Source organism: Flavitalea plasmicola (assembly GCF_030546645.1).
GTDB lineage: Bacteria > Bacteroidota > Bacteroidia > Chitinophagales > Chitinophagaceae > Puia.
On record NZ_JAUOTO010000007.1, the window covers coordinates 77,604 to 102,652 of the forward strand.

Below are 25,049 nucleotides of genomic sequence, written 5' to 3' on the forward strand. Positions count from 1 at the left end.
TTAACCCACATTTGGCCAAACTTCCTCTATCCTTGGTCTAATTCCAGAAAAGTATCTATGAAAGAGATCCCCGCCAATAAAGCAGGCATATCCTCCCCTTCACATTCAATGGTCCCATCAAATGAGACTTCTGCAGATGAAGCCCTGAATAAATAGCAAAACACACCGCCTCCGCCTGAAAGGGAGAACTTATAGTGGTACCGGCAGTCATACCAGCCATGGTCGATGATCCTTTTGGAGAAAGACAGTGTCATGTTACAGATCCACCAGCGAAGACAATGGATAACGCAGATTCTTATAGTAGCTCATATCCACCTTGATGCTGCCCACCGTAATGGGACTTTCCACGCGCAACGCAATATGGTTGGGATCGTCACTCACCCAGACCGTCATTTTCTCCCCCCCTTCGAACATCGTACCCTTCACCAGCAACGGCTTGAATTTGATGGTCTTGAACTTGGCGTACTTCGTGCGAATGGTCTCCTTGCCGAGGTAGCGCACATACAAGTGATACACCTGCCTGTCCAGGAACATATCGAAAGGCACCTTGTCCCCGGGCTTGAAGTGAGAAAAGTCCAGGTTACGAACATAGAACATCGCGCTCAGCACATCCTGTATACAGGATGGCACCTTGTATACTCCTTGCGAAGTCACAGCCGTACCGGTGTTCTTTACGAAAGTGACATTCTCGTAGGTCTTATACCCGCCTTCGTCGACATTCCGGATGAACTTATAGGGCTGCAGCGTAGCCGTGTCGATATACGACTCATACCGGTCCCGGACCTTGAAGAACTTATCATAGAAAGGATAGCTCTTCCCATCGGCTATCACGTGATAAACATCCTTGCCGTTGAAATGATCCAGCGAAGTGTTGAAGGTGGCTTCGCCTGCGGCGACATATACGCTGGCCAGCGTGTAATAGACTTTATAGGTAAGCGATTCCCCCGCCTGAAAAGCCGTATTGCGTACCGTGCATGTGTCATCTCCTTCCCCGGCTGTCTGGGGAAAACAGATACCAGTCACCAGCAGGATGCAAATCGTAAAAAATACTTTCATTTACTTTTAAATAATTTAATGCTTAAGATCAACAGGCTGCCTATCAAGGCCGGGACGATTAAGTTCACCAGCCATATGGCAAACGAACCGGCGAATATCCCAATTGTGTTGGCGCTGAATATTTCCAGCACCTGTATGCTTGTTTCCCACCGAAGGCCCAGTTCCGTCAAAAAGGTAAAAGTGGGTATAATCGCCATTACCAGGAACACGACACTCACTCCACCCCACAGCTGCCCTACAGTGAGCAATACCCCAAACACAGGAAATATCAGACCATACTGCGCAATGAATACAAGATACCTGCCAAAAGATAAGAACAATATCTTCAATAAGATCGTTGCATCAAAATTTTCCAAAACTTTAATATATGCCTGGTATTTCGCCAGCCCGGGTATTTTACTCAATATCCCCAGCAACCGGGAAAGACGGAAATAAATAATTGTTAAACTTAACAACAGCAGGAGCACCAGGCCCAGCAACACATTCAGCCAGTAACCCGTGTTCTGATGCACGGCAGAAACAGGCCCGGATAATGACCCGCGCAAATAAAGAATACCTGCAAGTCCTGACAGCAGCGTCACCAGCAGCTGGGCCATGCTGCATACAATGGTGAGGGAAATGGATTCAATACGATGCCCGGATCGCACATACAGGAGACGGCCCAGGTATTCGCCCATCCTATTGGGGGTAAAGGAAGCCATCGTGGTGCCGGTGAAAATAGCCCTCAATGCATTGGGATACGCAATGCCGCCAATGGGACGAAGCGCCAGCTGCCATTTCCGGGCCTCGATGCCCCAGTTCACAGGCATCAATGCCACCACCAGCCATATCCGCCAGGACAACGGTCCCGTGATAGCCTTGCAGACCTGGTTCAACGACTCCTTCCAGTTGGGCTGATGGGTCACCTGCAGCCAGATAAACCAGGAAAGAAGCAGGAAGACCACGGGTCCGACCACTAAGTTGAGTATTATCTTTACATTTGTTTTCAATGGCGCCGGTCAATAGGTGTCAAAAATAGGTCTCCTCTTGCAAAAGCCATCTAAAATAATTCTGGGCATCGATCCGGGCACGCTGGTAATGGGCTATGGTCTGGTACATTGTACAGGCGCCCGCCTAACCCTCATTGAAATGGGGGTCCTCAAGCTATCGGCTAAAAAGGACGCCTACCAACGCCTGCAGCTGATCCATAAGAAGGTCACCGAGCTGATCAGCCTGCACCAGCCCCATGATTTCGCCATCGAAGCCCCCTTTTTCGGTAAGAATGTCCAAAGTATGCTGAAGCTGGGCAGGGCGCAGGGCGTCGCCATCGCCACCGCCATGAACGCCGGCATTCCCGTCACGGAATACTCTCCAAAAAAGGTCAAGCAATCCATCACCGGGAATGGCAATGCTGAAAAGGAACAGGTCTGGAAAATGTTGCAAACACTCCTCAGCCTGGACCAGGAGATCAAGGCCTATGATGCATCGGATGCACTGGCCGTCGCCGTCTGCCATCACTTCCAGCATAAGCTCTCCAGCCGTATCGCCGATCCGGCACATCAGTCAAAACCAGGAAAAAAAATTGACGGATGGGAAGCATTCATCCGCGAAAATCCGGGCAAAGTAAGATCACGCTAGTCATCCAATTCAATCATACCACCGCTTGGGAAATCCTTTCAAACGATATAAGTTCCTCCACTGGGCATACAACCTGATCCATTACCGAAGCCTGTCTCACAATAAGGCCGCCTACAGGAAATATGACATCCATAAGCCCGTGATCGCCTCCATTTCCAGCAAGGATTTCCCTGATAAGACCTCCAGGGCATGGCTGGACACAGGGCATTCCCGGGAGCTGGTCTCCGCCAAACCCGCCTTCCGGCATTTCCCTCCTGCCATCCAACAGCAGCTGAAAGCCTGGAGCGACAAAGGCTATCTCGTCTGGAACAGCTTCCTGGATGACGCCAGGATCGACTCAATACAAAAGGAAGTGGACAGCCTCGTACGCCGGGGAAAATTACGCCCTACCCATGACAACAAGCTGCTGTTTGCCAATCGCCATTCAGCCCTCATCAGGGAGGTCACCCGGGAGAAAAGATTGATGGAGCTACTGGGCTTTATCCTTGATAAGGAAGTGGTGCCTTTCCAGACCATCAATTTTACATACGGCAGCAATCAGCGCGCTCACTCCGACAGCATCCACATGACCACCTACCCCCTGGGCTATCTCATTGCTGTCTGGATCGCCCTCGAAGACACGCACCCTGATAATGGCCCCCTTTTCTACTATCCCGGCAGTCACCGTCTGCCCTACCTGCTCAACAGCGATTTCAATGAAGGCGAGACGGCCTTACAGCTGGGGAAAAAAGATTATGTCGACTATGAGGACCGCATCGCGGAGCAGATCCGGGAACGATCCCTGCAGCCCGAAGTATTTCTGGCAAAAAAGGGCGACCTGCTCATCTGGCATGCCAACCTCATCCATGGAGGGATGCCCGTACAAAACCCCGCGCTGACACGCAAGAGCATGGTCATTCACTATTATGCAAAGGATGTGGTGAAATACCATGAGATCACGGAACGTCCATCGCTCCTCAAGTAACCCCATAAATGTAGATGGATCAGCCCAGCTGTGCAACCAGCTTTTCCTGTGCCGCCTTTAATTGCGCGGGGCTTAGCTTTAGCTTGTGGCGCGTAAAGTTCAGGTCGTCGGCCCCGTCGATAGGCACCAGGTGCAGGTGCGCGTGCGGCACTTCAAGCCCTATCACGGCCATGCCACAGCGCGCGCAGGGAAAAGCCCGCTCGATGGCCCTTGCGATAGGCTGCGCGAACAACAGGATCTTTGATATGTCCGCACTGGACATATCGAAGAATTTGTCAACTACCACTTTCGGCACGATCAACGTATGACCTTCCCGTAAAGGAAATATGTCGAGGAAAGCGAAGAAATCAGCGTCCTCGGCAATCTTGTAAGCCGGTATCTCCCCGGCGATGATCTTTGAAAAAATGGTCACACCGTTATGTTTTCTATTTTGAATTGGAGTCTCCCTGCGGGCACCTGCACATCGGCTACTTCACCCACTGTTTTACCCAGGAGCCCTTTACCAATGGGGGACGTCACGGAGATCTTGCCCAGCTTAAGGTCGGCTTCCTTCTCCGACACCAGGTGATAGGTCATTTGCTTTTTATTGGTCAGGTTCGTCACCGTGACCTTCGTCAATATGGACACCTTACTCGTGTCGATGCTGCCTTCCTCGATGATCCGCGCATTGGCGAGATCACCTTCCAGCTTGTTTATCTTGGCTTCCAGCAACCCCTGCGCTTCCTTGGCTGCATCATATTCGGCATTTTCACGTAGATCACCCTTCTCGCGCGCTTCGGCAATCGCTTTGGAAGCAGCAGGCCGCTCAACGGCTTTCAGCCTTTGAAGGTCCGCCTTCAATTGCTCTAATGCTTCCTTGGTAAAATAGGTAAAACCACTCATAGTTGCCTCCTTTGGTTTACATGTGTTCAGGCAGCGGACCTCCGTCCGCTACGAATAAAGAAAAAAAATACAACGCCTTAGGAGAAATCCAAAAGCATTGCACTATTTGCCATAAAGGTAGGAAAAATTACATAAACCGAATATTGTCTAGATAATGTCTCCCGCCCCTCAGATTCCCAGTTTTTCCAATATGACCGTTGCCATCTTTAGAAAAGCCTCGTGGCTATACCCGGCAATATGAGGGGTAATAAGGACGTCAGGCCGGGCGAGCAGCCAGTCCAGCTGCTGGCGTTGCAGCCCGGTGTAGGTCTCCAGCTTCTCATTTTCAAGCACATCCAGTGCGGCCCCCGCGATCTTTCCTTTTTCCAGCGCCCGGATCAACGCCGCCGTATCATGGACCTTACCCCTGGACGCATTGATGAACCAGGGCTTCCTTTCCAGGGATTCGAAAAAATTGTCCCCGGCCATATGTAGGGTCTCCGCCGTCAGGGGCACATGAAAGCTGATCACATCGGCATAGCGGGCCACCTGCTCCAGCGACGCCTCCCTGACATTGCCCCGGGCAAAATCGAATTTATATTTATCATACGCCAGTATGGTGACATCGAAAGAAGATAATACTTTGGCAAAAGCGCCTCCCGCATTACCAAAGCCTACAATACCCACGGTCTTCCCGGTGAGCTCCGTGCCACGGTTGGCATCCCGGATCCATTTCCCCTCCTTTATCTCATTATAACTGGTGTACAGCCGGTTCATCAGGCCCAGCAGCATGCCCAGGACATGCTCGCCCACGGCATTGCGGTTACCTTCCGGACTGCTGACGCATTTAATTCCTTTGGTGGCGGCATAATCCGTGTCTATCAGCTCCATACCGCTGCCTAAACGCCCGATCCATTGAAGGGCAGGCGCCTTGTCCAGCATCGCCCGGTCGATCTTCAGCCTGGTAGTGACGATCAGTCCTTCGGCGTCCCTTATAGCGTCGGACAGCTCCTCATAGGTCATCTGGGGGGCATATTCAACAATAAAGCCTTTTTGGGTCAGTCTTTCACGGAGATAGTCATGTACTTTGGCAGTAATGATCACTTTTTGCATGGTGGTGGTTGTATAAAAAATAGAAGATGATCAACGCATTTTGCAGGTCAGCCTGGCAAAATCGTCGATGGACAATTGCTCTGCACGTTTATTGAATATCGGGTCCTCCAGCTCAGCAGGCTCAAACAAAGGCTTGACGGCATTACGGAGGGTCTTCCTCCGCTGATTGAAGGCAGTCTTCACCAGCAGGAAAAAGCTCCGCTCATCCCGGTAAGGAGGATGCTCCGCCCTGGGAACCAGCCGGATCACGGCACTCTTCACCTTGGGAGGCGGCTGAAAGCATTGTTCATGGACCTCGAAAAGGTATTCCACCGTGAAAAAGGCCTGGATAAGGACGCTCAACACCCCATACACTTTACTCCCGGGGCCGGCAGCCACCCGCTGGGCCACCTCCTTCTGGAACATGCCCGTCATGCTCAACAGCAGGTCTTTCCATTCCAGCATTTTGAAGAGGATCTGGGTGGAAATATTGTAGGGGAAGTTACCGATCACGGTAAAGGCCCCTTCGAAAGGCCGGTCCATATCCAGGATGCTCTGGTGGATGATCCTTCCGGCCAGGGCCGGCCAGGTCTTCAGCAAATAAGTCACCTTTTCATCGTCCAATTCCACCGCCTTGAAGTCAATTCCTTCTATTTCAATGAGATATTTCGTCAGGGCGCCTGCTCCGGGGCCTACCTCCAACAGCCGGGCGCCTTCGGCAGGAAGTGTCTCGCGGAGGGATGCCACGATCTTGCGGGAAATGTTCTCATCTCGCAGAAAGTGCTGGCCCAGGGATTTTTTCAATACATACATCAGGCTGCAAGCTACATAAAAACAGCTACAAGCTACAAGCCCCAAGCCGCAAGCCAGGTACTTAATTAGTCGGTTTTGCTTGTAGCTAACAGCTTGTAGCTTGCAGCTGGAAATTGCTTGTAGCTTGCAGCTAATTTCTTACCTTGCCCCTGAAAATTAAGTGAATGAGCCAATTACAACGCCCCGTCATAGGTATTTCCACCGGAGATATGAATGGCATCGGAACCGAGCTGATCATTAAGACCTTCTCAGACCCCCGCCTGCTGGACCTATGCACCCCCCTGATATTCGGTTCGAACAAACTCATCAATTTCTACCGGAAATCCATCCCGGATATCAACTTCAACTACCAAAATACCAAGGACTTTTCCCGGATCGCCCACAAACAGGTGAATATCTACAACTGCTGGGAAGAGGAGATCGCCATCGTTCCGGGCACGCTCACCGACGTCGGCGGCAGCTATGCCATCAAATCCCTCACCATGGCCGTAGAGGCCTTACGGGATAAGAAGATCCAGGGACTGGTGACGGCCCCCATTCATAAGAAGAATACCCAATCCGCTAATTTCAACTTTACGGGACACACCCCCTATCTGAAACACATGTTCAATGCCAGCGATGTGCTGATGCTGATGGTTTCCGACAATTTCCGGGTAGGCCTTGTCACCGAGCACGTTCCTGTCAAAGAAATAGCCCGGTTCATCACCAGGGAAGCCATCATCTCGAAGCTGAACATCCTGCGGGATAGCCTGATAAAAGACTTTGGCATCGATAAGCCGAAGATCGCCGTATTGGGACTGAACCCCCATGCAGGCGACGAAGGCCTCATTGGGAAAGAGGATGAAGAGATCATCAAGCCGGCCATCAAGGACGCCAAGCACAATATGCTCGTATTCGGCCCCTACAGCGCCGACGCGTTCTTTGCCCGTGGCTACCACTCCCGGTTTGACGCCGTCCTGGCCATGTACCATGACCAGGGATTGATCCCTTTCAAATCCCTGTCCAGCGGCGAAGGCGTGAACTATACGGCCGGCCTGCCCATGGTAAGGACCTCTCCCGACCACGGGACGGCATTTGACATCGCCGGCAAGAACAAGGCAGACAGCGCTTCCTTCCTGGCATCCATCTATACTTGTATCGACATCATCCGCAACCGGCAGGAATTTGAGGACAACAGGAAGAACCCCATGAGGAAGATGGGCTCCGTCGTGCTGGCCAACGCCGTGGACGAAAAGATCGAAGAGAATTGATGCTACCCGGCCCGGCCTACTGAAACATGCTGTCCGGCACCCCTTTATTGATCGTATAGCTGCTGTAGTTGAGCTCCACTTTTCCTTTAGCGCTGGCAGGCGCCTGCTGCTTTTTCTGCGAGCCGTCGTCATAATCGAGCGTGACTCCCTTGGGCAGCTTATAATTCTTCACATTAAAGGTAAAGACTACCTTATCCGGCAACGCATAACCCACATATTTCCCATAGCGCATCTCCACCTCGTATGTACCGTTGTCCCGCGTGGTGGTGCGGGCCCGCAAAATGACAAGACGTTGTTCATCCACCCAAAACGTGGATAGCACCAGGTCCGCATTTTCATCCTGGGGCAGCAGCTTGATCACTTTTACTTTCTGTCCCTGCGCAGTATCGGTGCCCGCGTCAAGGACCGTATAGTTCCCCTTCAGGAGATTGTTGAGGCTGACGGTCACCGCCCCTTTCGGCACAAAGGAAATGCCTTTCTCATTTTTTATCTTCAGCTTGTCCGGCTTTTTGAAATACACCTGCACATTGGCTTCCGGCTCTTTTAAAAAGCTCACGTTGGTCTTCATCGTACCCGTCGCCTGGTAGTCATTCACCTGGTCCAGGCGGGCCCGGACCTTCTGCAGCAGCTCCGTCGCCGATTGCGCAGACACGACGTTGGCAAACAGCACTATTACCCACGCCAATACATATTTTTTCATAAAAATTACTTTAGCTCAAAATATCTTTTTTCCTGAATGCCCATATGGCCGCCGTCACAAACAAAACAATATACACCAGCAGGATCGTGAGGCTGCGGAAGATGGAAGACAGGTTCTCCACAGAGCCGTCGATGGTCCCGCCCTGTCCGTCCGACTGAAGATAAAAGAAGCCTTTCCAGGCCAGCATATGGGAAGTAAAAAGCCAGGGATTCACCGTATTATCATACAAGGGTATCCGCATTTGCGACAGGATGGTGAGGACAATGACGATGCTGATGGTAGCCACGATGGGACCGATGGAGTTCTCCGCAAACACCGACAGCAGGAAAGCCAGGGCGGCCACTGTGGTGAGGGCTACCGTTGCATATCCAAAGGCGGCAAAATAGCGCCACAGCACATCCGCTTCACGGATATGCTCTATCACATTGTCGCGTGCAAGGATCATATCGTTGGTGCCGAAGACCCACATGCTGAGGAACAATGCCAGCATCGCCATCCACAGCAGCAGCAGTATCGTGTATATGACGGACGCCCCGAACTTCACCAGCATCAGCTGTGTACGGCTCACCGGGCGGGTGACCAGCAGCCGCAGGGTGCCCATATTAGCCTCTCCCGCCACGGTATCACCCGCGACAAGGGCCACCAGCAGGGGCACCTGGATCAACAGGGTATTGAGAATGACGAAAGCCGCCAGGTAACCATTCATGATAAGCGTATAGGGCACATTAAAAGTGTCCGAGAGACTGGTCAACACCAGCTCCACATACGATCGCCCGTCAAATTTCAATCCCACCTGGATGATAAGGATCATGGCGGCTATCGCCCCGAAAGGGATATAGGTACGGGGACGTTTGAATATTTTAAACAGCTCGATCTGTAAAAGCTTCCACATGCTGGTTGGCGGTTGTCAGTGATAAAAAATAATCTTCCAGTGGATGCCGGGGTCGCACGGCATCCACTGGTATGCCCTGCTCTACCAGGTCCCGCACAAAGGAAGGAATAAGCGCCTTGTCCATCTTCAACAGGAATTTTGTGCCCCTGTGCGTCTGGAGGTCCGCCTGCCAAGGGCTCCGGAGGAGCATCTCCGCGGCCAGCGCGGGATCGCTCGTATCCAGCTCTACCAGGGTCTGTCCCGGATGGAACAGGTCCGCCACAGCCCCTTCCACGATCTTTTTCCCCTTATCGACGATCAGCATACGGCCCGCGATCAGCTCCATTTCACTGAGCAGGTGCGAGGAGACGAGCAGCGTCTTTTTCAAATGGCTGCTGAGATGCAGGATCAGGTTGCGTATATCCACGATACCCTGTGGGTCGAGGCCATTGGTTGGCTCGTCCAGGATGATCAGGTCCGGGTTATGGATCAATGCAACAGCAATGCCCAACCGCTGTTTCATCCCCTGCGAAAAGGTCTTCACCTTGCTTCGAGCCCTTTCCGCCAATCCTACCTGCTCCAGCTGCTGCATCAGCAGCTGTGAAGTGGGACGGATGCCGCTCATTCGGGCAAATAACGAAAGGTTCTCGTACGCAGTGAGATATTTGTACAGGTCCGGCCTTTCGACGACCGCGCCAACCCGGCGCAGGATCTCCCGACGATGGGTCCGCAGATTCATCCCGAAGATCTCTATTTCTCCGGCCGTAGGAGTAACAAGGGTCAGCAGCATGCGGATGGTAGTGGATTTCCCCGCCCCGTTCTGCCCCAGGAAGCCGTAAATATCCGCCTTCTCCACGGAAAAGGACAGGGAATCGACAGCTTTCAGCTCCCCAAAATGCTTGCTAAGGCCCGTGACCCGGATGATAGAAGACATACGCTTGAATATCAACGTAATTTACGGCGGTTTGGCGGCCTGTACGTCAATTTTTTTCCGGGGGGCTTGCAAAACCCGAATGTCTTGTCTATATTTGTTTCGTTATCCATCCTACGGACAATCCCCCTCTTAAATTTTACTATCCCCGAAAAACACCAGAACCTTTAAGTTAAGTGTAAGCTCATTTGTATCGCTATATAGTTCCTTCCTTTGAATCGCCGTGTTTATCAGCTTTAGTTTATTCACCTTCTGAAAATTACAAAGATGAAAAGGAACTTCTTCTCCTTGTTGGTCACTTCCGCGATGATCATCGGCATGCAACCGGCGCATGCAGCAACTTCCGACAATTTCAATTCCCGCAAAGGCATTAAGCTCACTGAAGTAAAGGGCTTCCTGCAAGGCAATTGCTGGTTTTTCTCCGACTTCGACGTCAACCGCAGCGGCTGGGTCCCCAATATGGAAGGGGATGGGGCCATGGTATCCGGCTCCGGCGCCAACGCCACCGAAATGACCGGTATCTTTACCCCCCTGCTGGACCTCGACGGCCCCGTCACCGTCTCTTTCGCTTACAAATTCAACCTCCCCGTAAAGGACAGGAGGTGGATAAAGATCTATACGACGGATGCCGCCAACAAGAGCCTCACCTTGCTGGACAGCATCGAGTTCACCGGCCTGGACAATACGCCCGTCTACACCTATAATAAGGTACTCGCCGCCACGAAGGGACAGTATAAATTGTACATCAATTACCAGGGCATAGGCGGGAACGAAAGAATCGCGATTGACGAGCTTTCCATCGGCGCCGCTGCTCACTACAGCTCCGCTTGTAATGTCTCCCCCGTAGCGCTCCGCGACAGGTTCATCGGGTCCGCCAGCCACACTGCCAATGGGAATGTGCTGAGCAATGATTACGACCCCAATCACGAAACACTGACAGCCTATCTGCTGGAAGAATCTCCCGACGGCAACGTAGACCTTCAGAAGGATGGCGGTTTTGCTTTTACGCCGAAAGAAGGCTTTACCGGTTCCTCCACGCACTTCGTCTATAAGATCTGTGACAACGGCAGCCCTTCCCTTTGCAGCATCAACACCACAGCCACCATCCGCTTCCCCACCCGGAGCACCCTCACCAACTTCCAGGCGCTCTACCGGAAGAATGCGGTGGATATCAACTGGAACGCTTCGGCCGACAACGGCAGCGCCCGTTTTGAAGTAGAAAGAAGCATGGACGGCACTTATTTTCAGAAAGTGGGAGAAGTGGCGGCCTCGGGTGTAGCGTATGCTTTCACCGATAAGATCAGCGACAGGACGGCAAGGGGGAACGACCTCTACTACCGCCTGCGCCAGGTGGACGCGGCCGATCGCGTCACCTACTCTAAAATGCTGATCGTACGGACCTATGGCACCAAAAGCGTCACCGCCGTCAGCGTTACGCCCGACCCGGTCGTGAATGATATACAGGTGAATGTCCAGCTGAAAGAAAAGGCATTCGTCATGATGAAAGTGACGGACAACAATGGCAGCGAGATCATCCGCAAGACTGCCATGGGCGAGAATGGCGCCAATACTTACGATATCGAGGATACCCATCAGCTTCAGCCCGGTATGTACCAGTTGGAAGTGATCATCAATAGCAACGAGCGGCTGACGATGCGGCTGGCAAAAAGCTAAAAAATAGGGGCCCTTCGCAGGGCCCCTATTTTTTGATATCTAAGTATGTCTGCAGATCCTTCACATACTGTTCGAAAGCCAGCACGCCCTGGGGCGTGATCTTACAGATCGTCTGGGGATAATTGTCCTTGAATTGCTTGGCCACGTCGATATACCCTGCTTCCTTCAGCTTGTTGATCTGAACGCTTAAATTACCGGCCGTGGCACTGGTCTTCTCCCGCAGGTAGGTAAACTCCGCTTCCTTTACGCTGATCAGTATCGACACCAGCGCCAGCCTAAGCTGAGAATGTAATATAGGGTCGAGGTCCTTAAACATTTTTACTCCTTTCTTGCAGGTATTTTTTTCTCAGGATCAGGCCGGGAATAAACCAGGCCAGTTGCGCGCCTCCGGCCAGATACAGCAGCTGCCAGGGCGCAGGCGTCAGCGAACTCAATATCGAGAATACCCAACAGGCGATGCCCCCGATGATCATATAACGGAACTTCCTGCCATAGCCGATGGCAAAGGTTGGAATGCCATAAAGAATAAGATAGAGCGATATCGGGTTGGGCAGTTTATACCGTATGTCAAAATAATTCAACAGGAACACGGCCGCGGCGAAGCTGAGCCAGATGCCGCCCCGGAGGTTGTCGTCATGCGTCTTGTATTTTCGCTGCCTTCTCTCCCGCCGCGCGATAACGATCTGTGGAATGACAGCCACGAAGCTCAGCAGCCAAACGGCATCCAGCCAATCCAGGTGCAGGAAAGAGTGGTTGATGAAGCTCACCAACGCACAAAAAGTGATGATCGCGCCCCACATCAGCGCGCTGACGCCTGTCTCGAAATAGTCGTCCTTGGCCCTGCTGATCATTTGGGTGATCAGCAGCAGGCTTTCATGGCTGGTGAGCTCTTTTTCCTTAGACATAGAATGATTTAATTACACTGAGCTAACATATCCTCCGCTTGTTTTTGTCCCCAGGTGGGAGCAAGGGGCTCGGGATGTGCGGCTTTATACAGGGAAACCGACTTCTCGAAAAGTGGTTTTGCCTTGTCTTTTCCACCGCCGAACTGGGGAGGCGTGCCGAAAAGGCTCATGCCTTGCAAATAATACAAGCGGGGGTTATTGGGGTCCGCCTGCAAACCTTTCTGCAAGGCTTCGCCGGCCGTTTTACCATAGGTCATCCAGCGGCTCTGCGGATCCACCAGCATCTGTTGGGTGGCGGACATATTTTCCACCGCGTATAATTCGGCGTTCTTTTCAATGGCCTCTGCCTTTGCCAGGTAAGCGTTGATCTTGGCGGAATTGGCGTCCTTGTCCTTGGTCGCAGGGTTCCAGCCTACCCAGGTCTGGGCCAAAGCCGCATAGTAATAAGGCAGCCACTTTGTTTTTTCCGCATCCCCGATCCGGTCGAAAGTGCCGGCCAGACTTTGCAGCTCGTCGATGCTCTTCGCGGAGTCCAGCAGGGAGATGTTCTTTTGCATCATCTGCGTGTATTTGTCAGACTGGGCGCTCACAGCCAGGGACACCAGCAGGGTCAGCGCGAGAAACGTTTTCTTCATGGTCATAGTTGTAAATTTAAAATTTTAAATTATAGATTATTGTTAATGGCATCCTGGCTACGATCCACACCCCAGCTCAGGAAGCAGCCGATGAAATAAAATCGGTTGGCTGGCGGGGTGATAGGCTGTTTGTACTGTCCGCTGTAAGAAAAATTATATCCATACACCGCATTATATCCTAATAGGTTGCTGACGCTGGCGAACAGCACGACAAAGGTCCTTGCCTTGGGATTGCCGATCGTTGGCACATATTCCGCGCTGAAGTTCAACGCCTGGTAAGACTTCGTCTTCCCCTGCTCCGCCAGGTCGAACTTGGGACCGCCCGCCAGCCGGAAATTGTAATAAGGCCTTCCCGTGGCGTAGCTGTAGGTAAGGTTGAAGCCTGACTTGATCTTCGTAAAGAATTTCTTGGTCACGAGGGACGCCGTATGCTTCGCAGCAAAATTAGGCACCAGCTGCTCCGTGTAATTGAGATAATTGCGCTTCGTGTCCAGGAAAGAATAGCTGATCCAATAATCGAAATCCTTGATCGTCCTCTTATCTCTCCAGAACAGCTCGATCCCCTTGGCATAGCCGCTGCCCGAATTATTATAAACGGAATAGTTATAGGAGACGGGCACCGTCTTGATCAGGTCCTCGTATTTTTTGTAGTAGGCTTCCACCCGGAAGATCCTGTCCTTCGACATCTTCTGGTAGTTGACGATATAATGCGTCGCCTTGGTAAATCCGACCTGGGTAGTATAGAAGAGCTGGCTGTTCTCCGGCTTCTGGTAAAATATGCCGTAGGCCAGGGACACCTGCGCATCCGGCGCCGTCCTGTAGGCAAGGGAAACCCTGGGCGCCAGGTCACTGCGACGGATCACCGAAGAGTGTTCAAAGCGGACACCCAGCTTGGCGGCCAGCTCATTGGTGAGGAAGATATCTGACTCGGCAAAAACGGCATTATAGTTATCCTTGAATTTATAGGTAGAATCGATATGATACTGCTGTGTGCGGTAGCGTTGATAGTTATAGGCATACCAGTACTCGCTGCCAAAGCGGATGGAGCTGATGCCACCCAGCTTTTTGTCGAAGACTGCCTTGATCTGCGAAAGCTCCTGCTTCTGGTCCACGCCAAACGTTTTGAAATTCATCCAGAATACACTGTCGGGAAAGGATTTCGGCTGGTTATACGCGTCCTGCACCTGCTGGCCCAGGTTGTCCAGGTTCGTGCTGAAGCTGGCGCCCAGGTCCATTTTCCAGCCGTTGTTCAGGTATTCCCGCCAGCTGAGGTTATTGTACCAGTTGTGGTTCGCAATACCGAATGCATCTTTTGCATTCAGCGTGTCCACGTCTTGTCTGCGCAAACCCAGATCACTATAGGCAAACGTCGTATAGTATTTGATCATGCCCCCATTCTTCGTCCTGATCCGGAAATTCGCATCGCCGTTGTGGAACTGCGGCATCTTATAATAGTCGGGCACCTGTTTCACCGCCTTAAAATACAGCCCCACGTTGACATAGTTATACGAAAAACCATAAGAGGACTTTTTGTTCTTCGCCAGCTGCTGTGTACCCAATCCCACAATGATAGGGGAGATGGAAGCGTCTATTTCGGATTTCTCCGGCAGATCGATGGATTCCAGCAGTACTACCGAAGACAGCGCCTGGCCGTAAAGCGCCGAATAGCCGCCGGTGCTGAACACGGTGCCTTTGAAGAGGAAAGGAGAGAAACGGCCGCGGGAAGCGATATCCGGGACGCTGGAAAAATAAGGGTTATTGACCAGCGTTCCGTCAATATATTGTTTGGCTTCATAACCCGCCCCCCCACGAACAAACAAACCTTCCGATTCTCCCACCTGCTGGGCGCCCGGCAAGGTCTTCAAAGCCGCCGTAATATCCGCATTGGAGCCCGCCGTGGTGGCCACGTCCAGGGAGCTGAGGACAGCCCCTCTTTTCGCGTCCCCGGCCGTAAACGACCCGGCAGTGATCGTCACCGCCTTCAATTCACTCAGCTGCTCTTTCATCACGATATGCAGGGTGATCGCCTCTCCCGAAGGATTGATGGATTGCTCCACAGGGAAATAGCCAATATTTGTAATGGTGAGGATGTGCGGCCCCGTTTCGGTGGTTTTAAAACGGAATGCCCCGGTACTGTCGACCGTAGCCCCATCATAGGAATCTTTAATCGTGATGCTGGCCCCGCGGACAGGATGGCCCTTGGTATCCTTCACCGTCCCCGAGATAGCCGTCTGGGCTCGCAGCCAGCCGGTCATTAAGGTAAAAGCAATGAATAAGGCAGTTTTTGGTGTCATCGCAAAGATTTGCAGCAAAACTAAACTAGTTTATTTTATAAACCAAACTCCCGAAGAGCACCTTCTGCCTTACAGGGCCCATTCGCCGGCGGAAAACCCGAAAAACACCGGTAAACCCCGTCAAAACGTCGGTAAACCGGGGCCGCCCAAAAAAAAAGCCAGGCTTAGAAAAGCCCGGCGGTTGTTGATCGTACCCTTTAAAACTAAACTTTTGAATATTCTGGACAGTCGTCGCCTGATGCCTGCCGGGAACACCGGAGGATGAGGGACGGCCATAGTTATATAATGACTAATTAGCCGAAAATGAGAACAAACAGTAAATAATAATAAGTGGCTTTCGTACGGATGATCAGAAGAAAAGAGATTGGAAATAATCGAATCGGATTGTTTTTCCGGAGCTTGGAGGGCGTCGTGTTGACGTTGTAAAGATTGCCAAAATATTCGGAATCTGCAAGGGTTTCTCAAAAAAAAACCACGCATTCGCGTGGTTTTTTTTCATGCTTAATACTTTTATTTATACTGAGGGATCAGCCCGTTGGCCAGCTCCACCATCTTCTTTACACCGTCGTCAGGCAGATTGCCTTTCTTAAACTCTGCCAGCACTTCAGGCAGCTTGTTCTCCATTTCCAGCAGGAAATGATCTTCGAATTCCTTCACCTTCCGCACAGCCACCTGCCGCAGCAAGCCCTGTGTACCCAGGTAAATGATCGCTACCTGCTTTTCTACGGAGAAAGGAGTGTATTGAGGCTGCTTCAGGATCTCCACGTTACGGGCGCCCTTGTCGATCACCAGCTTCGTAGCGGCATCCAGGTCGCCACCGAACTTGGAGAAGGCTTCCATCTCACGATACAGCGCCTGGTCCAGCTTCAGCGTACCAGCCACCTTCTTCATGGATTTGATCTGCGCATTACCACCCACACGGCTAACGGAGATACCTACGTTGATCGCAGGACGGATACCGGAATTGAACAGGTTGCCTTCCAGGAAGATCTGACCATCCGTGATGGAGATCACGTTCGTGGGGATATACGCGGATACGTCGCCGGCCTGTGTTTCGATGATGGGCAACGCTGTCAGCGAGCCACCGCCTTTTACCAGGTGCCTGATGGACTCGGGCAGGTCGTTCATGTTCTTCGCTACGCTGTCATCGCCGATGACCTTCGCGGCACGCTCCAGCAGGCGGCTGTGCAGGTAGAACACATCCCCGGGGTAAGCCTCACGGCCGGGAGGACGACGCAGCAGCAGCGATACCTCACGGTAAGCAACAGCCTGTTTGGAAAGGTCATCAAAAATGATGAGGGCAGGACGTCCCGTGTCACGGAAGAACTCACCGATCGCAGCGCCGGCAAAGGGAGCGTAGAACTGCAGGGGAGCAGGGTCGGAAGCCGAGGCGGCAACGATCACCGTGTAATCCAGGGCGCCGTTGTCAGCCAGTGTCTTCATCACACCTGCGACAGTGGATGCTTTCTGACCGATGGCGACATATATACAATAAACAGGCTTGCCTGCTTTGTAGAACTCTTTCTGGTTGATGATCGTGTCGATGGCGATGGCAGTCTTACCTGTCTGACGGTCACCGATGATCAGCTCACGCTGTCCGCGGCCGATGGGGATCATCGCGTCGATGGCCTTGATACCCGTCTGAAGCGGCTCCTTCACAGGCTCACGGAAGATAACACCCGGCGCCTTACGTTCCAGGGGCATCTCATACCGCTCACCCGTCAAAGGACCTTTGCCGTCGATAGGCTCTCCCAATGTATTGACCACACGGCCCAGCATACCATCACCTACCCTGATGGAGGCGATGTTCCCGGTGCGGCGTACTTTCGCGCCTTCCTTGATCTCTCCGCTCTCACCCATCAATACCACACCCACATTGTCCTCTTCCAGGTTGAGGGCAATGGCTCTTACGCCATTCTCAAATTCCACCAGCTCACCGGCGCTGACATTGCTCAGGCCATAGACACGGGCGATACCGTCCCCCACCTGCAGCACAGTGCCTACTTCTTCCAGCTCAGCGGAAACATTGAAGTTGCCCAATTGCTGGCGCAATATTGCTGAAATTTCATCTGGTTTGATCTCTGCCATAATTTATACTGTTGTCTGTTTTTTATGTAATCTGTTTTGCTCGGCTATCTATCTGATCTTATAGATAAAGTCGTTGTTCTGGAATTGCTTTTTAATGTTCTTAAGGTCGAAAGCGATGCTGCCATCTACCAGCTCATCCCCTACTTCCAGGACAAAACCACCGATGAGGGATTCGTCGACAGCCGTCAGGAGCTCGATATCCTTCAGGTGCTTGTCGGCCTTGATCTTATCGACGATGCTCTTCTTCAGCTCTTCGCTGACAGGGATCGCCGTCGTCAGCTTCACCGTATGAATGCCCTTGTACTCCTTGTACTGATCGATGAATGCCGTGATGATCTCGGGAAGAAAGAATTCGCGGCCCTTACGCAGCAGCAGCTTGGTAAAGGTGGAAGTGATGACAGAGGTCTTTCCGGCCGTAATGGCATCCAGCACTTTATCTTTCTTATCGGCCTTTATGACAGGGCTCTTGATCATCACCACCAGTTCCTTGCTGCTCCGGAAGGCTTGCTGCAGGAACAACATGTCATGGTAAACCTCCTCCAGCTGACCTTTTTCAAGGGCCAGGTCGATCAGTGATTTGGCATATCTGCCGGCTAAACGTGGGTTGGGCATGTTTTGAGCGGCAAGCTGCGAGCTACAAGCTGCAAGCTGGCCTTATTTAAGTTTAAAAATCTTTTTTATGCATATCAAAATCTGACTTGTAGCTTGAAGCTTGCAGCTTGTAGCTAGTTCAGTTTCACTTCGTTTGCTAAGTCCTTGATATACTTCTCCTGCTCGCTCTTATTGGACAGCTCGCGACGCAGTATTTTTTCCGACACTTCGATCACGAGGTTGCCGACCTGGTTCTTTACTTCCGTAATGGCAGCCATTTTCTGCTGCTCGATGGCAGCCCGTGCATCGGTGATGATCTTGCCGGCTTCCAGCTTGGCCTGGTCCTTCGCTTCGTTGATGATCTTGTCCTTGGTGTCGCGGGCCTCTTTCAGCAGTGCAGCCCTTTCTTCACGGGCTTTTGCCAGCAGGGCTTCATTCTCGCTCTTCAGCTGGGCCATTTCAGCCTTTACTTTCTCGGCGGTAGCCAGGGAATCGGAGATCCCTTTCTCCCGCTCGTTCAGCGATTTCAGGATGGGCTTCCAGGCAGTCTTTTTCAGGATGAAAAAAAGAATGAGGAAAGCCAGGAGGTTCCAGATAAAGAGGCCTAAGTCGGGCGTTAATAAATCCATATCAGATAGATACTTTTAACTTTTATTGAGATCAGTGTTCTTTTTGATGTAACTGCATCCTCGGCCCTGTGCTCCGGATGCAGTACGTTTTTTACGTGCGAACCGGCTTATTTGAATACAGCCAGCAGACCTGCTACGGCAGCGAGAAGGGCAACACCTTCCACCAGGGCCGCGGCCAGGATCATGTTTGCACGAATGTCGTTCGAAGCTTCCGGCTGACGGGCAATGGCTTCAACAGCGCCTTTACCGATCTGACCGATACCGATACCGGCACCGATTGCGGCGAGGCCTGCGCCAATCGCACCATAACCAGGCTGTACTTCCAACATGATAGTCATCAACGTCATGATACTTGGTTTTTATAATTAAAAAAGCGTTCTTTTAGACGATTACGGCATCATCATGATGGCCCGGCTCATGCGCATGTTCATCATGGCTGCCTTCAAAGGCCTGCCCGATAAAGACGGCGGTGAGGTTTGCAAAGATGAATGCCTGTATAAATGCGACTAATATTTCAATCAGGTAGATAAAGATGGCCAATGCAATGAAGAAAGGGGAAGTGCCCCAGCCCAGCCCCGTGTTCATCGCGCCGAAGATGAAGATCAGGATGATAAAGCTCAGGATGATGATATGGCCCGAGATCATATTGGCAAAAAGACGGATGATCAAGGCAAAAGGCTTGGTAAAGATACCCATGATCTCCACGGGGATCATGATAGGCTTCACACCGAAGGGGACGGGCGGATTGGCGATATGCCCCCAGTAATGCTTATTCGTGCTGAAAAGGATGACCACGAAGGAAATGATGCCCAGCACGGCCGTAAAGGCGATATTCCCCGTCACATTGGCTGTGCCCGGCAGCAGGCCGATGAGGTTGTTGATCAGGATGAAAAAGAATACGGTAAGCAGGAAAGGCATGTATTTCTCATAACGCTTGCCCAGGTTCGATTTACCCACCTCGTCCCTGACAAAGGTGATGACAGGCTCCACGGCATTCTGGAATCCGGTGGGGGCCGTCGTAACACCCTGGCCTTTAGCGTATTTTCCGGCGATGCGGCTCATGATCCAGATAAGCAGGATAACGGAAATGATCATTTGAACGGCATTGCGGCCCAGGGAAAGATCATAGACCTTGACGCTGGCATCGGGCGCGCCGGAAGCGTCCACCGCCACGATCTTGCCGGGTTTGTATATCTTTTCGTCTAATTTGTTCTCTTCCACATATTTCTCTTCCAGCAAACGATAGCCGTTGTACGTTTCCTCCCCATGCTTGAAGGCGGATGACATGAATACAGACCAGCCTTTGGCGGGAGAATAAAGGATCACCGGAAGAGGAATGCTGACGGGATGATTGCTATAGTTGAAAAAATGAAATTCGTGCGCGTCCGAAACGTGCTCCAGGATGATCTTGGAAGGGTTTATTTTAGGCTTTTCCTGCTTGCCGGTCTCGCTGCCGGGAGCGGGTTTCTCCTGGCCGTACGAAATCGCCGAAAAAAGCAGGCAACTTAGGCTGAAAACCGCGACCATCGTGAATTTGCTGCATCTTGATAACATACCTTCCCCGAATTTTGCCGCAAAGATAAGGTTGGAGTGGGAGAATATGAAAATAGAATTAAAAAAAGGGGACGGAATATCCCTGCACCTCCCCTGTCATTTCCACTTCCGGGGTGCTCCAGGACCGCATCTGGTCCAGGGAATGATACAGCTCCGGTGGATCCTGATAAATTTCTTTCCCGGCAGCTTGGTTTCCAGCACATTACCGTAACCTTCCCCCTCATGCGATCTTTTCCTGTTTTTCAAACTGCATCTGGTGCAACCTGAAATAATGCCCCTGCCGCTCCAGCAGCTGCTCGTGTGTCCCGATCTCTTTGATCTCACCTTTATCCAGTACAATGATCTGGTGGGCCTTCCGGATCGTGGAAAGACGGTGTGCGATGACAATAGAGCTTCTGCCGGCGATCAGCTTGTCGATGGCCTCCTGTATCAGCAGCTCGGATTCCGTATCCACGGAAGAAGTGGCTTCGTCCAGGATGAGAATGGAAGGATCATACAGAAGGGCGCGGATAAAGGAGAGAAGCTGACGCTGCCCCAGTGAAAGCGTGCTACCTCTTTCCATCACATTGTAATGATATCCGCCGGGCAGCCGCATGATAAACTCATGCATACCGATGAGCGTGGCGGCCTCTATTACTTTTTCCTCCGGTATATCTTCATTGCGCAGCGTAATATTATCTTTTACGGAGCCGGAGAACAGGAAGACATCCTGCAGCACCACGCCGATGTTCTTCCTCAGATTATCCAGCTTATAGTCTTCTATCAATACGTCATCGATCCGGATCTCCCCCTCCTTTATCTGGTACAGGCGATTGATCAGACTGATAATGGAGGTTTTTCCACTGCCGGTATGCCCCACGATGGCCACTGTTTGACCAGGCTGGATGGTGAAAGAGACATTCTTCAATACGTAGCGATCCTCGACATAGGCGAAGTTCACATTCTTAAACTCCACCTTCCCTTTGATCTTGTCCGGCGCATAATTCCCTTCCTTCCTGACGGTGTCGTCATTATCCAATACCCGGAACACTCTTTCACTGGCCACCATGCCCATTTGCAATACGTTGAACTTGTCTGCTATCACCCGCAGCGGGCGGAACAGGAGGTTCAGGTAAAGAAAGAAAGAGATGATCTTCCCGCTGAGCTCCTTTGCCTGGACTTCCGGCAAATGCAGCACCTGGCGCGCACCCCACCACACCAGCAGGCCGGTGGATACAGCCAGGATGATCTCCACCAAAGGAAAGAAAATGGAATAGGCAAAAATGGCATTGATATTCGCATTCCGGTGCTCCCGGTTGATCTTGTTGAATTTTGCGGCCTCTCTCTGCTCGCCGGCAAATGCCTGAACGATCGCCATGCCCGTGATATGCTCCTGTACAAAAGCGTTGAGCGCCGCCACCGCATTCCGCACCCGGATAAAAGACTTGTTCACGGACTCTTTAAACAGCCAGGTGGCCAGGACCAGGAAAGGGAAGGGCGTCAGGCAGATGAGGGTCAGCCGCCAGTCCACCACAAACATGAATATCAGGATCGATACGATGGAAAGCAGGTCCGCAATGATGGGGATCAGCCCGTCCGAGAAAATGTCATTGATGGCTTCGATATCGTTGATCGTGCGGGTAGTCAGGGTGCCGATGGGGGTCTTGTCAAACTGTGAAAGGTTGAGGCCCAGCACCTTCTTATAGACATCCACCCGGAGATCCTTCACCACTGTCTGGCCCAGCCAGGCTGTAATGAAAGAAAAATAAAAGCGGGACACTGTCTCTATCAGCAATAGAGCGATCTGCAGCACCGTGATCAGGATCACCAGCTTCGCCATCTCCTGTTTGACGGAAAGAACAGGCCCGGCGCCATTCCGGATATAGTCATTGATCGTCACCTGGATCAGGAAAGGACGAAGGGGGGACAGCACGGCCAGCAGGATAGAAAGCGCAATAGAAACGTACAGTCGTCTCTTATACGGTGCGGCATAGCGAAATACTCTTCGCAGCAGGCTGAAATCGAATATCTTTCTTTTCATAAAAACAGCTACAAGCTACAAGCTGTCAGCTTCAAGCCTGATTTTAATAAGACGCAAAATTACATATAAGTCTCCACTTGTAGCTTGCAGCTTGCAGCTCAAAAGCTACTCACTGTCCATCGCTTTCCGGTAGGCCTTAATGAAGATGGCTCCCAGGTTCTTATACGGAGGAATATAGTCGTCGAACTTTTCCTTGGCCGCAGGATCATTCTGGAAATGCGTGCTCAATTCCCTCCACATGGGCAGCCACTCGATGTCCCTGCCGGCCAGCAGGGTGTTGTTGATAGCCTGCAGGATTGGCTCATTCACGGTCTTGGTGCCCACCTGCTTGGAAGAGATGATATGTGCATCCTCGTTGATCTTCAACACTTCGCTGAGGTTGTTGTAGCCGCCGCAGGAACCCAGCACCACGATACGGGCCGTAGCCGGCATCTGGTAAATGGTATATTTTACGTGATAGCTATGCCCCCGGTGTATGACAATGGATGGCTTCATATGGCGGGATTCCAGGTAAGCAGCCAGTGCCTTCTGGGCCTTATCGTCCGGGTCGTCATCCCCCAGCAGCGGTTTGTTGGCAAAGATCATCACAGGCTTGCCACGAACGGAGGTGATGGTGACCCATTGGGGATTCTCGGTGATCTTCCATTCAGGCTTCGCGCCCGGCCGGGGCCTGAACATGGCCATGAAGTTCGAAAAAGAGTTTTGACCGTCCTTGTCCTGGTCGCCATAAAAGAACACCTGCTGGATCACCCGGCCACTGTCGTCCGCCAAAGAGCTATAGTCCACGGAATAGATGGGCGGGATGCCCAGGCGGGCGGAAAGATCGGTCTTATTGGTGGTATCAGCCGACTCGAACAACGTCTCCAGCAGGCTGTAAATGACAATACCTTTCTTATCGCCTGCCGTAATATTCTTCTCATAGTTGGCCTTCACTTCCCCCAGGATAAAGCGGGCCAGCGGCCGGTTCTTTTCAAAAATGCTGCTGTAGGAGTCGGCAACATCCACCGCTTCTTCCTCGTTGGCCTTTTCCAGGTGAATGATAAAGGACTTCATGATCGTGCCCGCATTCTGCTTGTCCATGGTGCCGAGAAAATGGTCCAGCTTGTTATAGGCGGCAGCCATCTTGATGAACTTGCGGAAATAATCGCCATGCACCTGCATGATCAGGCTGTCACCGTAAGGATGGGCCATGCGCTGGAAGATCCGCTCATAGACGCCCAGATAGCTGGAAGTATAGATCTCATCCTCGCTCAGCACGATCAGGTAATAAAGCTCGGCCGGGGTCAGCGGGTCCAGGATCTTAAATCGGATGGCCGGGTTTTCCACGGTATGCAGCGCATTGATCTCACGCACGAAGATCTCCTTGCCCTTCTTCATAAGCATATCCGTCAACGCATTCATTTCCAGTGGCGTATCTCTTTCGGGCGGCAGGATCCTGCCCGCATAGTCCAGCCGGGTCCTCACCAGCAGCCGGTAATAATTCAGCTCATCGCCCTTTACCTTATCGATATCTTCCGTAGTGATGCGCCCCTTTACCAGGTTGTCCAGGAAGGGAAAATACAGCTGGCCGCTCCTGCTGTTGGCCATCATGGCCACTGTATGCACCAGGGTATCTTTACAGCTGCGGATATGGGCGCCCAGCTCGCCGCTGGCAGCCGCAAAATCATACAGCTGCCGAACGTCATGATGGCCCGCTATGACAATGAGGCTGTCCTCGAATGGCAGCCCGGGATGATTATGTAAGTAATTGAGGATCAACGAAGGGTGCATCTCGCAATACCGTCGCACCAGGTAAAGACGGGCAGGTTTGACGCCAGCGTTCTCGGTCGGATAAAGAAAACATTCCACCAGGATCTTCCCTATCTCATAGCTTCCCCCGGTGACGACGGGCTCGATGCTTTCCCCTTTCCTGTCCAGCTCCATCGCCTGCCGGAAAGCGGCAACAAGCGCCGGGGCGGCGGAGACCTGGATCTCTTTGGTCGTGTATGCCTGGTGAAAGCCCCTTAAAAGGAATTCCAGCGCCCTGAGATATTTTTTCTTGTTATTGGTATTCAGCGTGGAATCAAATTCTATTTGCTGCTGCAGCTCGTCCACCTGCCGCACCAGGGCATCCGTCACCTGGAGGTTCACCGTCTCGTCCTTGGCCAGCCGGATAAGACTGTCACGCTTGCCTCCGCCCGCAATGATCAGCTTTTGCTGCTCTTTGTCCACATTATCATGCCAGAGCATCCTGTCCTGCGCCACCTTATAAGGATAGGCATTGGTCTGTGCCAATCCGCTCAAAGTAGAAGAGATCATGAGTACAGATAGCGCCGCAGCAAGAGGAATGGATCGTATAAGTATAATCATAAGATTTGATCGGCTGGCTCCGAATGTAATGTATGCAAATTTACGACCAAAGGAAAATGTGCGCTAATTTAAGACAATACCCCGGGAGGACAGCCCCGGGAGGGTATCAGGGGTGGCTGGGTATTTCCCGATGTTATTTATGTATTAACAAATTG

Annotated in this window: 25 protein-coding genes; 4 read left to right on the forward strand and 21 right to left on the reverse strand. The window is 51.9% G+C overall.

The features are described 5' to 3' along the window. Positions 1 to 26: 26 nt before the first annotated feature. Genes Q4E93_RS25485 through Q4E93_RS25495 form a run of 3 tightly spaced genes read right to left on the reverse strand, consistent with a single transcriptional unit; the run spans position 27 to position 2,045 of the window. Positions 27 to 254 carry a hypothetical protein gene (locus Q4E93_RS25485; protein ID WP_303590179.1) on the reverse strand — a complete coding sequence of 76 codons (228 nt, stop codon included), beginning with the start codon at positions 252 to 254 and terminating at the stop codon, positions 27 to 29. A 1-nt stretch (position 255) separates the two neighbouring features. Then, positions 256 to 1,056 (reverse strand): DUF3108 domain-containing protein, encoded by an 801-nt coding sequence (locus tag Q4E93_RS25490; protein ID WP_303590180.1) that lies wholly within the window; start codon positions 1,054 to 1,056, stop codon positions 256 to 258. After that, a complete protein-coding gene (locus tag Q4E93_RS25495) occupies positions 1,053 to 2,045 on the reverse strand; it encodes a hypothetical protein (RefSeq protein ID WP_303590181.1) in 993 nt (330 codons plus the stop codon). Before Q4E93_RS25495 ends, Q4E93_RS25490 begins: the two co-directional genes overlap by 4 nt. A gap of 37 nt (positions 2,046 to 2,082) precedes the next feature. On the opposite strand from Q4E93_RS25495, the gene ruvC reads away from it, so the two are divergent. Together ruvC and Q4E93_RS25505 are read left to right on the forward strand one after the other, a co-directional pair. Then, entirely contained in the window at positions 2,083 to 2,673 is a 591-nt protein-coding gene (gene ruvC, locus Q4E93_RS25500) for a crossover junction endodeoxyribonuclease RuvC (protein WP_303590182.1), read from the forward strand. 25 nt (positions 2,674 to 2,698) lie between these two features. Then, a complete protein-coding gene (locus Q4E93_RS25505) occupies positions 2,699 to 3,637 on the forward strand; it encodes a phytanoyl-CoA dioxygenase family protein (protein ID WP_303590183.1) in 939 nt (312 codons plus the stop codon). Between the two features lie 19 nt (positions 3,638 to 3,656). On the opposite strand, the gene Q4E93_RS25510 is transcribed toward Q4E93_RS25505, so the two are convergent. From Q4E93_RS25510 to rsmA, 4 genes are all read right to left on the reverse strand, one after another. Beyond that, a complete protein-coding gene (locus Q4E93_RS25510; protein WP_303590184.1) occupies positions 3,657 to 4,049 on the reverse strand; it encodes an HIT family protein in 393 nt (130 codons plus the stop codon). Beyond that, positions 4,046 to 4,519, reverse strand: a complete 474-nt coding sequence (greA, locus tag Q4E93_RS25515; RefSeq protein ID WP_303590185.1) for a transcription elongation factor GreA — start codon at positions 4,517 to 4,519, stop codon at positions 4,046 to 4,048. The genes Q4E93_RS25510 and greA overlap by 4 nt, the downstream gene beginning before the upstream one ends. A gap of 168 nt (positions 4,520 to 4,687) precedes the next feature. Next, positions 4,688 to 5,611: an NAD(P)-dependent oxidoreductase gene (locus tag Q4E93_RS25520; protein ID WP_303590186.1), complete on the reverse strand. Its 924-nt coding sequence runs from the start codon at positions 5,609 to 5,611 to the stop codon at positions 4,688 to 4,690. A gap of 30 nt (positions 5,612 to 5,641) precedes the next feature. Then, positions 5,642 to 6,403: a 16S rRNA (adenine(1518)-N(6)/adenine(1519)-N(6))-dimethyltransferase RsmA gene (gene rsmA, locus Q4E93_RS25525; protein ID WP_303590188.1), complete on the reverse strand. Its 762-nt coding sequence runs from the start codon at positions 6,401 to 6,403 to the stop codon at positions 5,642 to 5,644. 164 nt (positions 6,404 to 6,567) lie between these two features. Here rsmA and pdxA point away from each other — a divergent pair, with 164 nt between their 5' ends. Next, the gene (gene pdxA / locus Q4E93_RS25530) at positions 6,568 to 7,653 is read left to right on the forward strand and encodes a 4-hydroxythreonine-4-phosphate dehydrogenase PdxA (RefSeq protein ID WP_303590191.1); all 1,086 of its coding nucleotides are present in this window, start codon (positions 6,568 to 6,570) and stop codon (positions 7,651 to 7,653) included. Positions 7,654 to 7,669: 16 nt separating this feature from the next. On the opposite strand, the gene Q4E93_RS25535 is transcribed toward pdxA, so the two are convergent. From Q4E93_RS25535 to Q4E93_RS25545, 3 genes are read right to left on the reverse strand one after another with little or no spacing between them, the layout of a single operon-like run. Further along, positions 7,670 to 8,353, reverse strand: a complete 684-nt coding sequence (locus Q4E93_RS25535) for a LolA family protein (RefSeq protein ID WP_303590192.1) — start codon at positions 8,351 to 8,353, stop codon at positions 7,670 to 7,672. A 10-nt stretch (positions 8,354 to 8,363) separates the two neighbouring features. Further along, positions 8,364 to 9,245 carry an ABC transporter permease gene (locus Q4E93_RS25540; RefSeq protein ID WP_303590194.1) on the reverse strand — a complete coding sequence of 294 codons (882 nt, stop codon included), beginning with the start codon at positions 9,243 to 9,245 and terminating at the stop codon, positions 8,364 to 8,366. Further along, positions 9,214 to 10,158: an ABC transporter ATP-binding protein gene (locus Q4E93_RS25545; RefSeq protein WP_303590195.1), complete on the reverse strand. Its 945-nt coding sequence runs from the start codon at positions 10,156 to 10,158 to the stop codon at positions 9,214 to 9,216. The genes Q4E93_RS25540 and Q4E93_RS25545 overlap by 32 nt, the downstream gene beginning before the upstream one ends. Before the next feature lie 264 nt (positions 10,159 to 10,422). On the opposite strand from Q4E93_RS25545, the gene Q4E93_RS25550 reads away from it, so the two are divergent. Beyond that, a complete protein-coding gene (locus tag Q4E93_RS25550; RefSeq protein WP_303590197.1) occupies positions 10,423 to 11,829 on the forward strand; it encodes an Ig-like domain-containing protein in 1,407 nt (468 codons plus the stop codon). A gap of 25 nt (positions 11,830 to 11,854) precedes the next feature. On the opposite strand, the gene Q4E93_RS25555 is transcribed toward Q4E93_RS25550, so the two are convergent. From Q4E93_RS25555 to Q4E93_RS25605, 11 genes are all read right to left on the reverse strand, one after another. After that, entirely contained in the window at positions 11,855 to 12,145 is a 291-nt protein-coding gene (locus Q4E93_RS25555; RefSeq protein WP_303590199.1) for a winged helix-turn-helix domain-containing protein, read from the reverse strand. After that, entirely contained in the window at positions 12,138 to 12,734 is a 597-nt protein-coding gene (locus Q4E93_RS25560) for a hypothetical protein (RefSeq protein ID WP_303590200.1), read from the reverse strand. The genes Q4E93_RS25555 and Q4E93_RS25560 overlap by 8 nt, the downstream gene beginning before the upstream one ends. An 8-nt stretch (positions 12,735 to 12,742) precedes the next feature. Beyond that, positions 12,743 to 13,369, reverse strand: a complete 627-nt coding sequence (locus Q4E93_RS25565) for a hypothetical protein (RefSeq protein WP_303590202.1) — start codon at positions 13,367 to 13,369, stop codon at positions 12,743 to 12,745. A 29-nt stretch (positions 13,370 to 13,398) separates the two neighbouring features. Beyond that, complete coding sequence (locus Q4E93_RS25570; protein ID WP_303590204.1) at positions 13,399 to 15,663, reverse strand: TonB-dependent receptor; 2,265 nt, start codon at positions 15,661 to 15,663, stop codon at positions 13,399 to 13,401. A 510-nt stretch (positions 15,664 to 16,173) separates the two neighbouring features. Continuing rightward, positions 16,174 to 17,751, reverse strand: coding sequence for a F0F1 ATP synthase subunit alpha (atpA, locus tag Q4E93_RS25575; protein WP_303590206.1), 1,578 nt, complete (start codon positions 17,749 to 17,751; stop codon positions 16,174 to 16,176). 48 nt (positions 17,752 to 17,799) lie between these two features. Further along, positions 17,800 to 18,363 carry an ATP synthase F1 subunit delta gene (gene atpH, locus Q4E93_RS25580; protein WP_303590209.1) on the reverse strand — a complete coding sequence of 188 codons (564 nt, stop codon included), beginning with the start codon at positions 18,361 to 18,363 and terminating at the stop codon, positions 17,800 to 17,802. Between the two features lie 113 nt (positions 18,364 to 18,476). Beyond that, positions 18,477 to 18,971, reverse strand: coding sequence for a F0F1 ATP synthase subunit B (gene atpF, locus Q4E93_RS25585; protein ID WP_303590211.1), 495 nt, complete (start codon positions 18,969 to 18,971; stop codon positions 18,477 to 18,479). Positions 18,972 to 19,078: 107 nt separating this feature from the next. Next, on the reverse strand, positions 19,079 to 19,318 hold the full coding sequence (gene atpE, locus Q4E93_RS25590; RefSeq protein ID WP_303590212.1) for an ATP synthase F0 subunit C: 240 nt from the start codon (positions 19,316 to 19,318) through the stop codon (positions 19,079 to 19,081). Between the two features lie 34 nt (positions 19,319 to 19,352). After that, entirely contained in the window at positions 19,353 to 20,525 is a 1,173-nt protein-coding gene (gene atpB / locus Q4E93_RS25595) for a F0F1 ATP synthase subunit A (RefSeq protein ID WP_303590213.1), read from the reverse strand. A gap of 220 nt (positions 20,526 to 20,745) precedes the next feature. Further along, positions 20,746 to 22,545 carry an ABC transporter ATP-binding protein gene (locus Q4E93_RS25600; RefSeq protein WP_303590214.1) on the reverse strand — a complete coding sequence of 600 codons (1,800 nt, stop codon included), beginning with the start codon at positions 22,543 to 22,545 and terminating at the stop codon, positions 20,746 to 20,748. A gap of 105 nt (positions 22,546 to 22,650) precedes the next feature. Beyond that, a complete protein-coding gene (locus Q4E93_RS25605) occupies positions 22,651 to 24,894 on the reverse strand; it encodes a hypothetical protein (RefSeq protein WP_303590215.1) in 2,244 nt (747 codons plus the stop codon). Positions 24,895 to 25,049 lie beyond the last annotated feature (155 nt).

Excerpts from the sequence above, each read along its gene's own strand:
- atpE (WP_303590212.1), bottom strand. The coding sequence starts at position 19,318 with ATGACGTTGATGACTATCATGTTGGAAGTACAGCCTGGTTATGGTGCG.
- atpH (WP_303590209.1), bottom strand. The coding sequence starts at position 18,363 with ATGCCCAACCCACGTTTAGCCGGCAGATATGCCAAATCACTGATCGAC.
- Q4E93_RS25535 (WP_303590192.1), bottom strand. The coding sequence starts at position 8,353 with ATGAAAAAATATGTATTGGCGTGGGTAATAGTGCTGTTTGCCAACGTC.
- Q4E93_RS25570 (WP_303590204.1), bottom strand. The coding sequence starts at position 15,663 with ATGACACCAAAAACTGCCTTATTCATTGCTTTTACCTTAATGACCGGC.
- rsmA (WP_303590188.1), bottom strand. The coding sequence starts at position 6,403 with ATGTATGTATTGAAAAAATCCCTGGGCCAGCACTTTCTGCGAGATGAG.
- pdxA (WP_303590191.1), top strand. The coding sequence starts at position 6,568 with ATGAGCCAATTACAACGCCCCGTCATAGGTATTTCCACCGGAGATATG.
- Q4E93_RS25490 (WP_303590180.1), bottom strand. The coding sequence starts at position 1,056 with ATGAAAGTATTTTTTACGATTTGCATCCTGCTGGTGACTGGTATCTGT.
- Q4E93_RS25555 (WP_303590199.1), bottom strand. The coding sequence starts at position 12,145 with ATGTTTAAGGACCTCGACCCTATATTACATTCTCAGCTTAGGCTGGCG.
- Q4E93_RS25605 (WP_303590215.1), bottom strand. The coding sequence starts at position 24,894 with ATGATTATACTTATACGATCCATTCCTCTTGCTGCGGCGCTATCTGTA.
- Q4E93_RS25565 (WP_303590202.1), bottom strand. The coding sequence starts at position 13,369 with ATGAAGAAAACGTTTCTCGCGCTGACCCTGCTGGTGTCCCTGGCTGTG.
- Q4E93_RS25545 (WP_303590195.1), bottom strand. The coding sequence starts at position 10,158 with ATGTCTTCTATCATCCGGGTCACGGGCCTTAGCAAGCATTTTGGGGAG.
- atpA (WP_303590206.1), bottom strand. The coding sequence starts at position 17,751 with ATGGCAGAGATCAAACCAGATGAAATTTCAGCAATATTGCGCCAGCAA.
- atpF (WP_303590211.1), bottom strand. The coding sequence starts at position 18,971 with ATGGATTTATTAACGCCCGACTTAGGCCTCTTTATCTGGAACCTCCTG.
- atpB (WP_303590213.1), bottom strand. The coding sequence starts at position 20,525 with ATGTTATCAAGATGCAGCAAATTCACGATGGTCGCGGTTTTCAGCCTA.
- Q4E93_RS25520 (WP_303590186.1), bottom strand. The coding sequence starts at position 5,611 with ATGCAAAAAGTGATCATTACTGCCAAAGTACATGACTATCTCCGTGAA.
- Q4E93_RS25485 (WP_303590179.1), bottom strand. The coding sequence starts at position 254 with ATGACACTGTCTTTCTCCAAAAGGATCATCGACCATGGCTGGTATGAC.
- Q4E93_RS25550 (WP_303590197.1), top strand. The coding sequence starts at position 10,423 with ATGAAAAGGAACTTCTTCTCCTTGTTGGTCACTTCCGCGATGATCATC.
- Q4E93_RS25560 (WP_303590200.1), bottom strand. The coding sequence starts at position 12,734 with ATGTCTAAGGAAAAAGAGCTCACCAGCCATGAAAGCCTGCTGCTGATC.
- greA (WP_303590185.1), bottom strand. The coding sequence starts at position 4,519 with ATGAGTGGTTTTACCTATTTTACCAAGGAAGCATTAGAGCAATTGAAG.
- Q4E93_RS25600 (WP_303590214.1), bottom strand. The coding sequence starts at position 22,545 with ATGAAAAGAAAGATATTCGATTTCAGCCTGCTGCGAAGAGTATTTCGC.
- Q4E93_RS25540 (WP_303590194.1), bottom strand. The coding sequence starts at position 9,245 with ATGTGGAAGCTTTTACAGATCGAGCTGTTTAAAATATTCAAACGTCCC.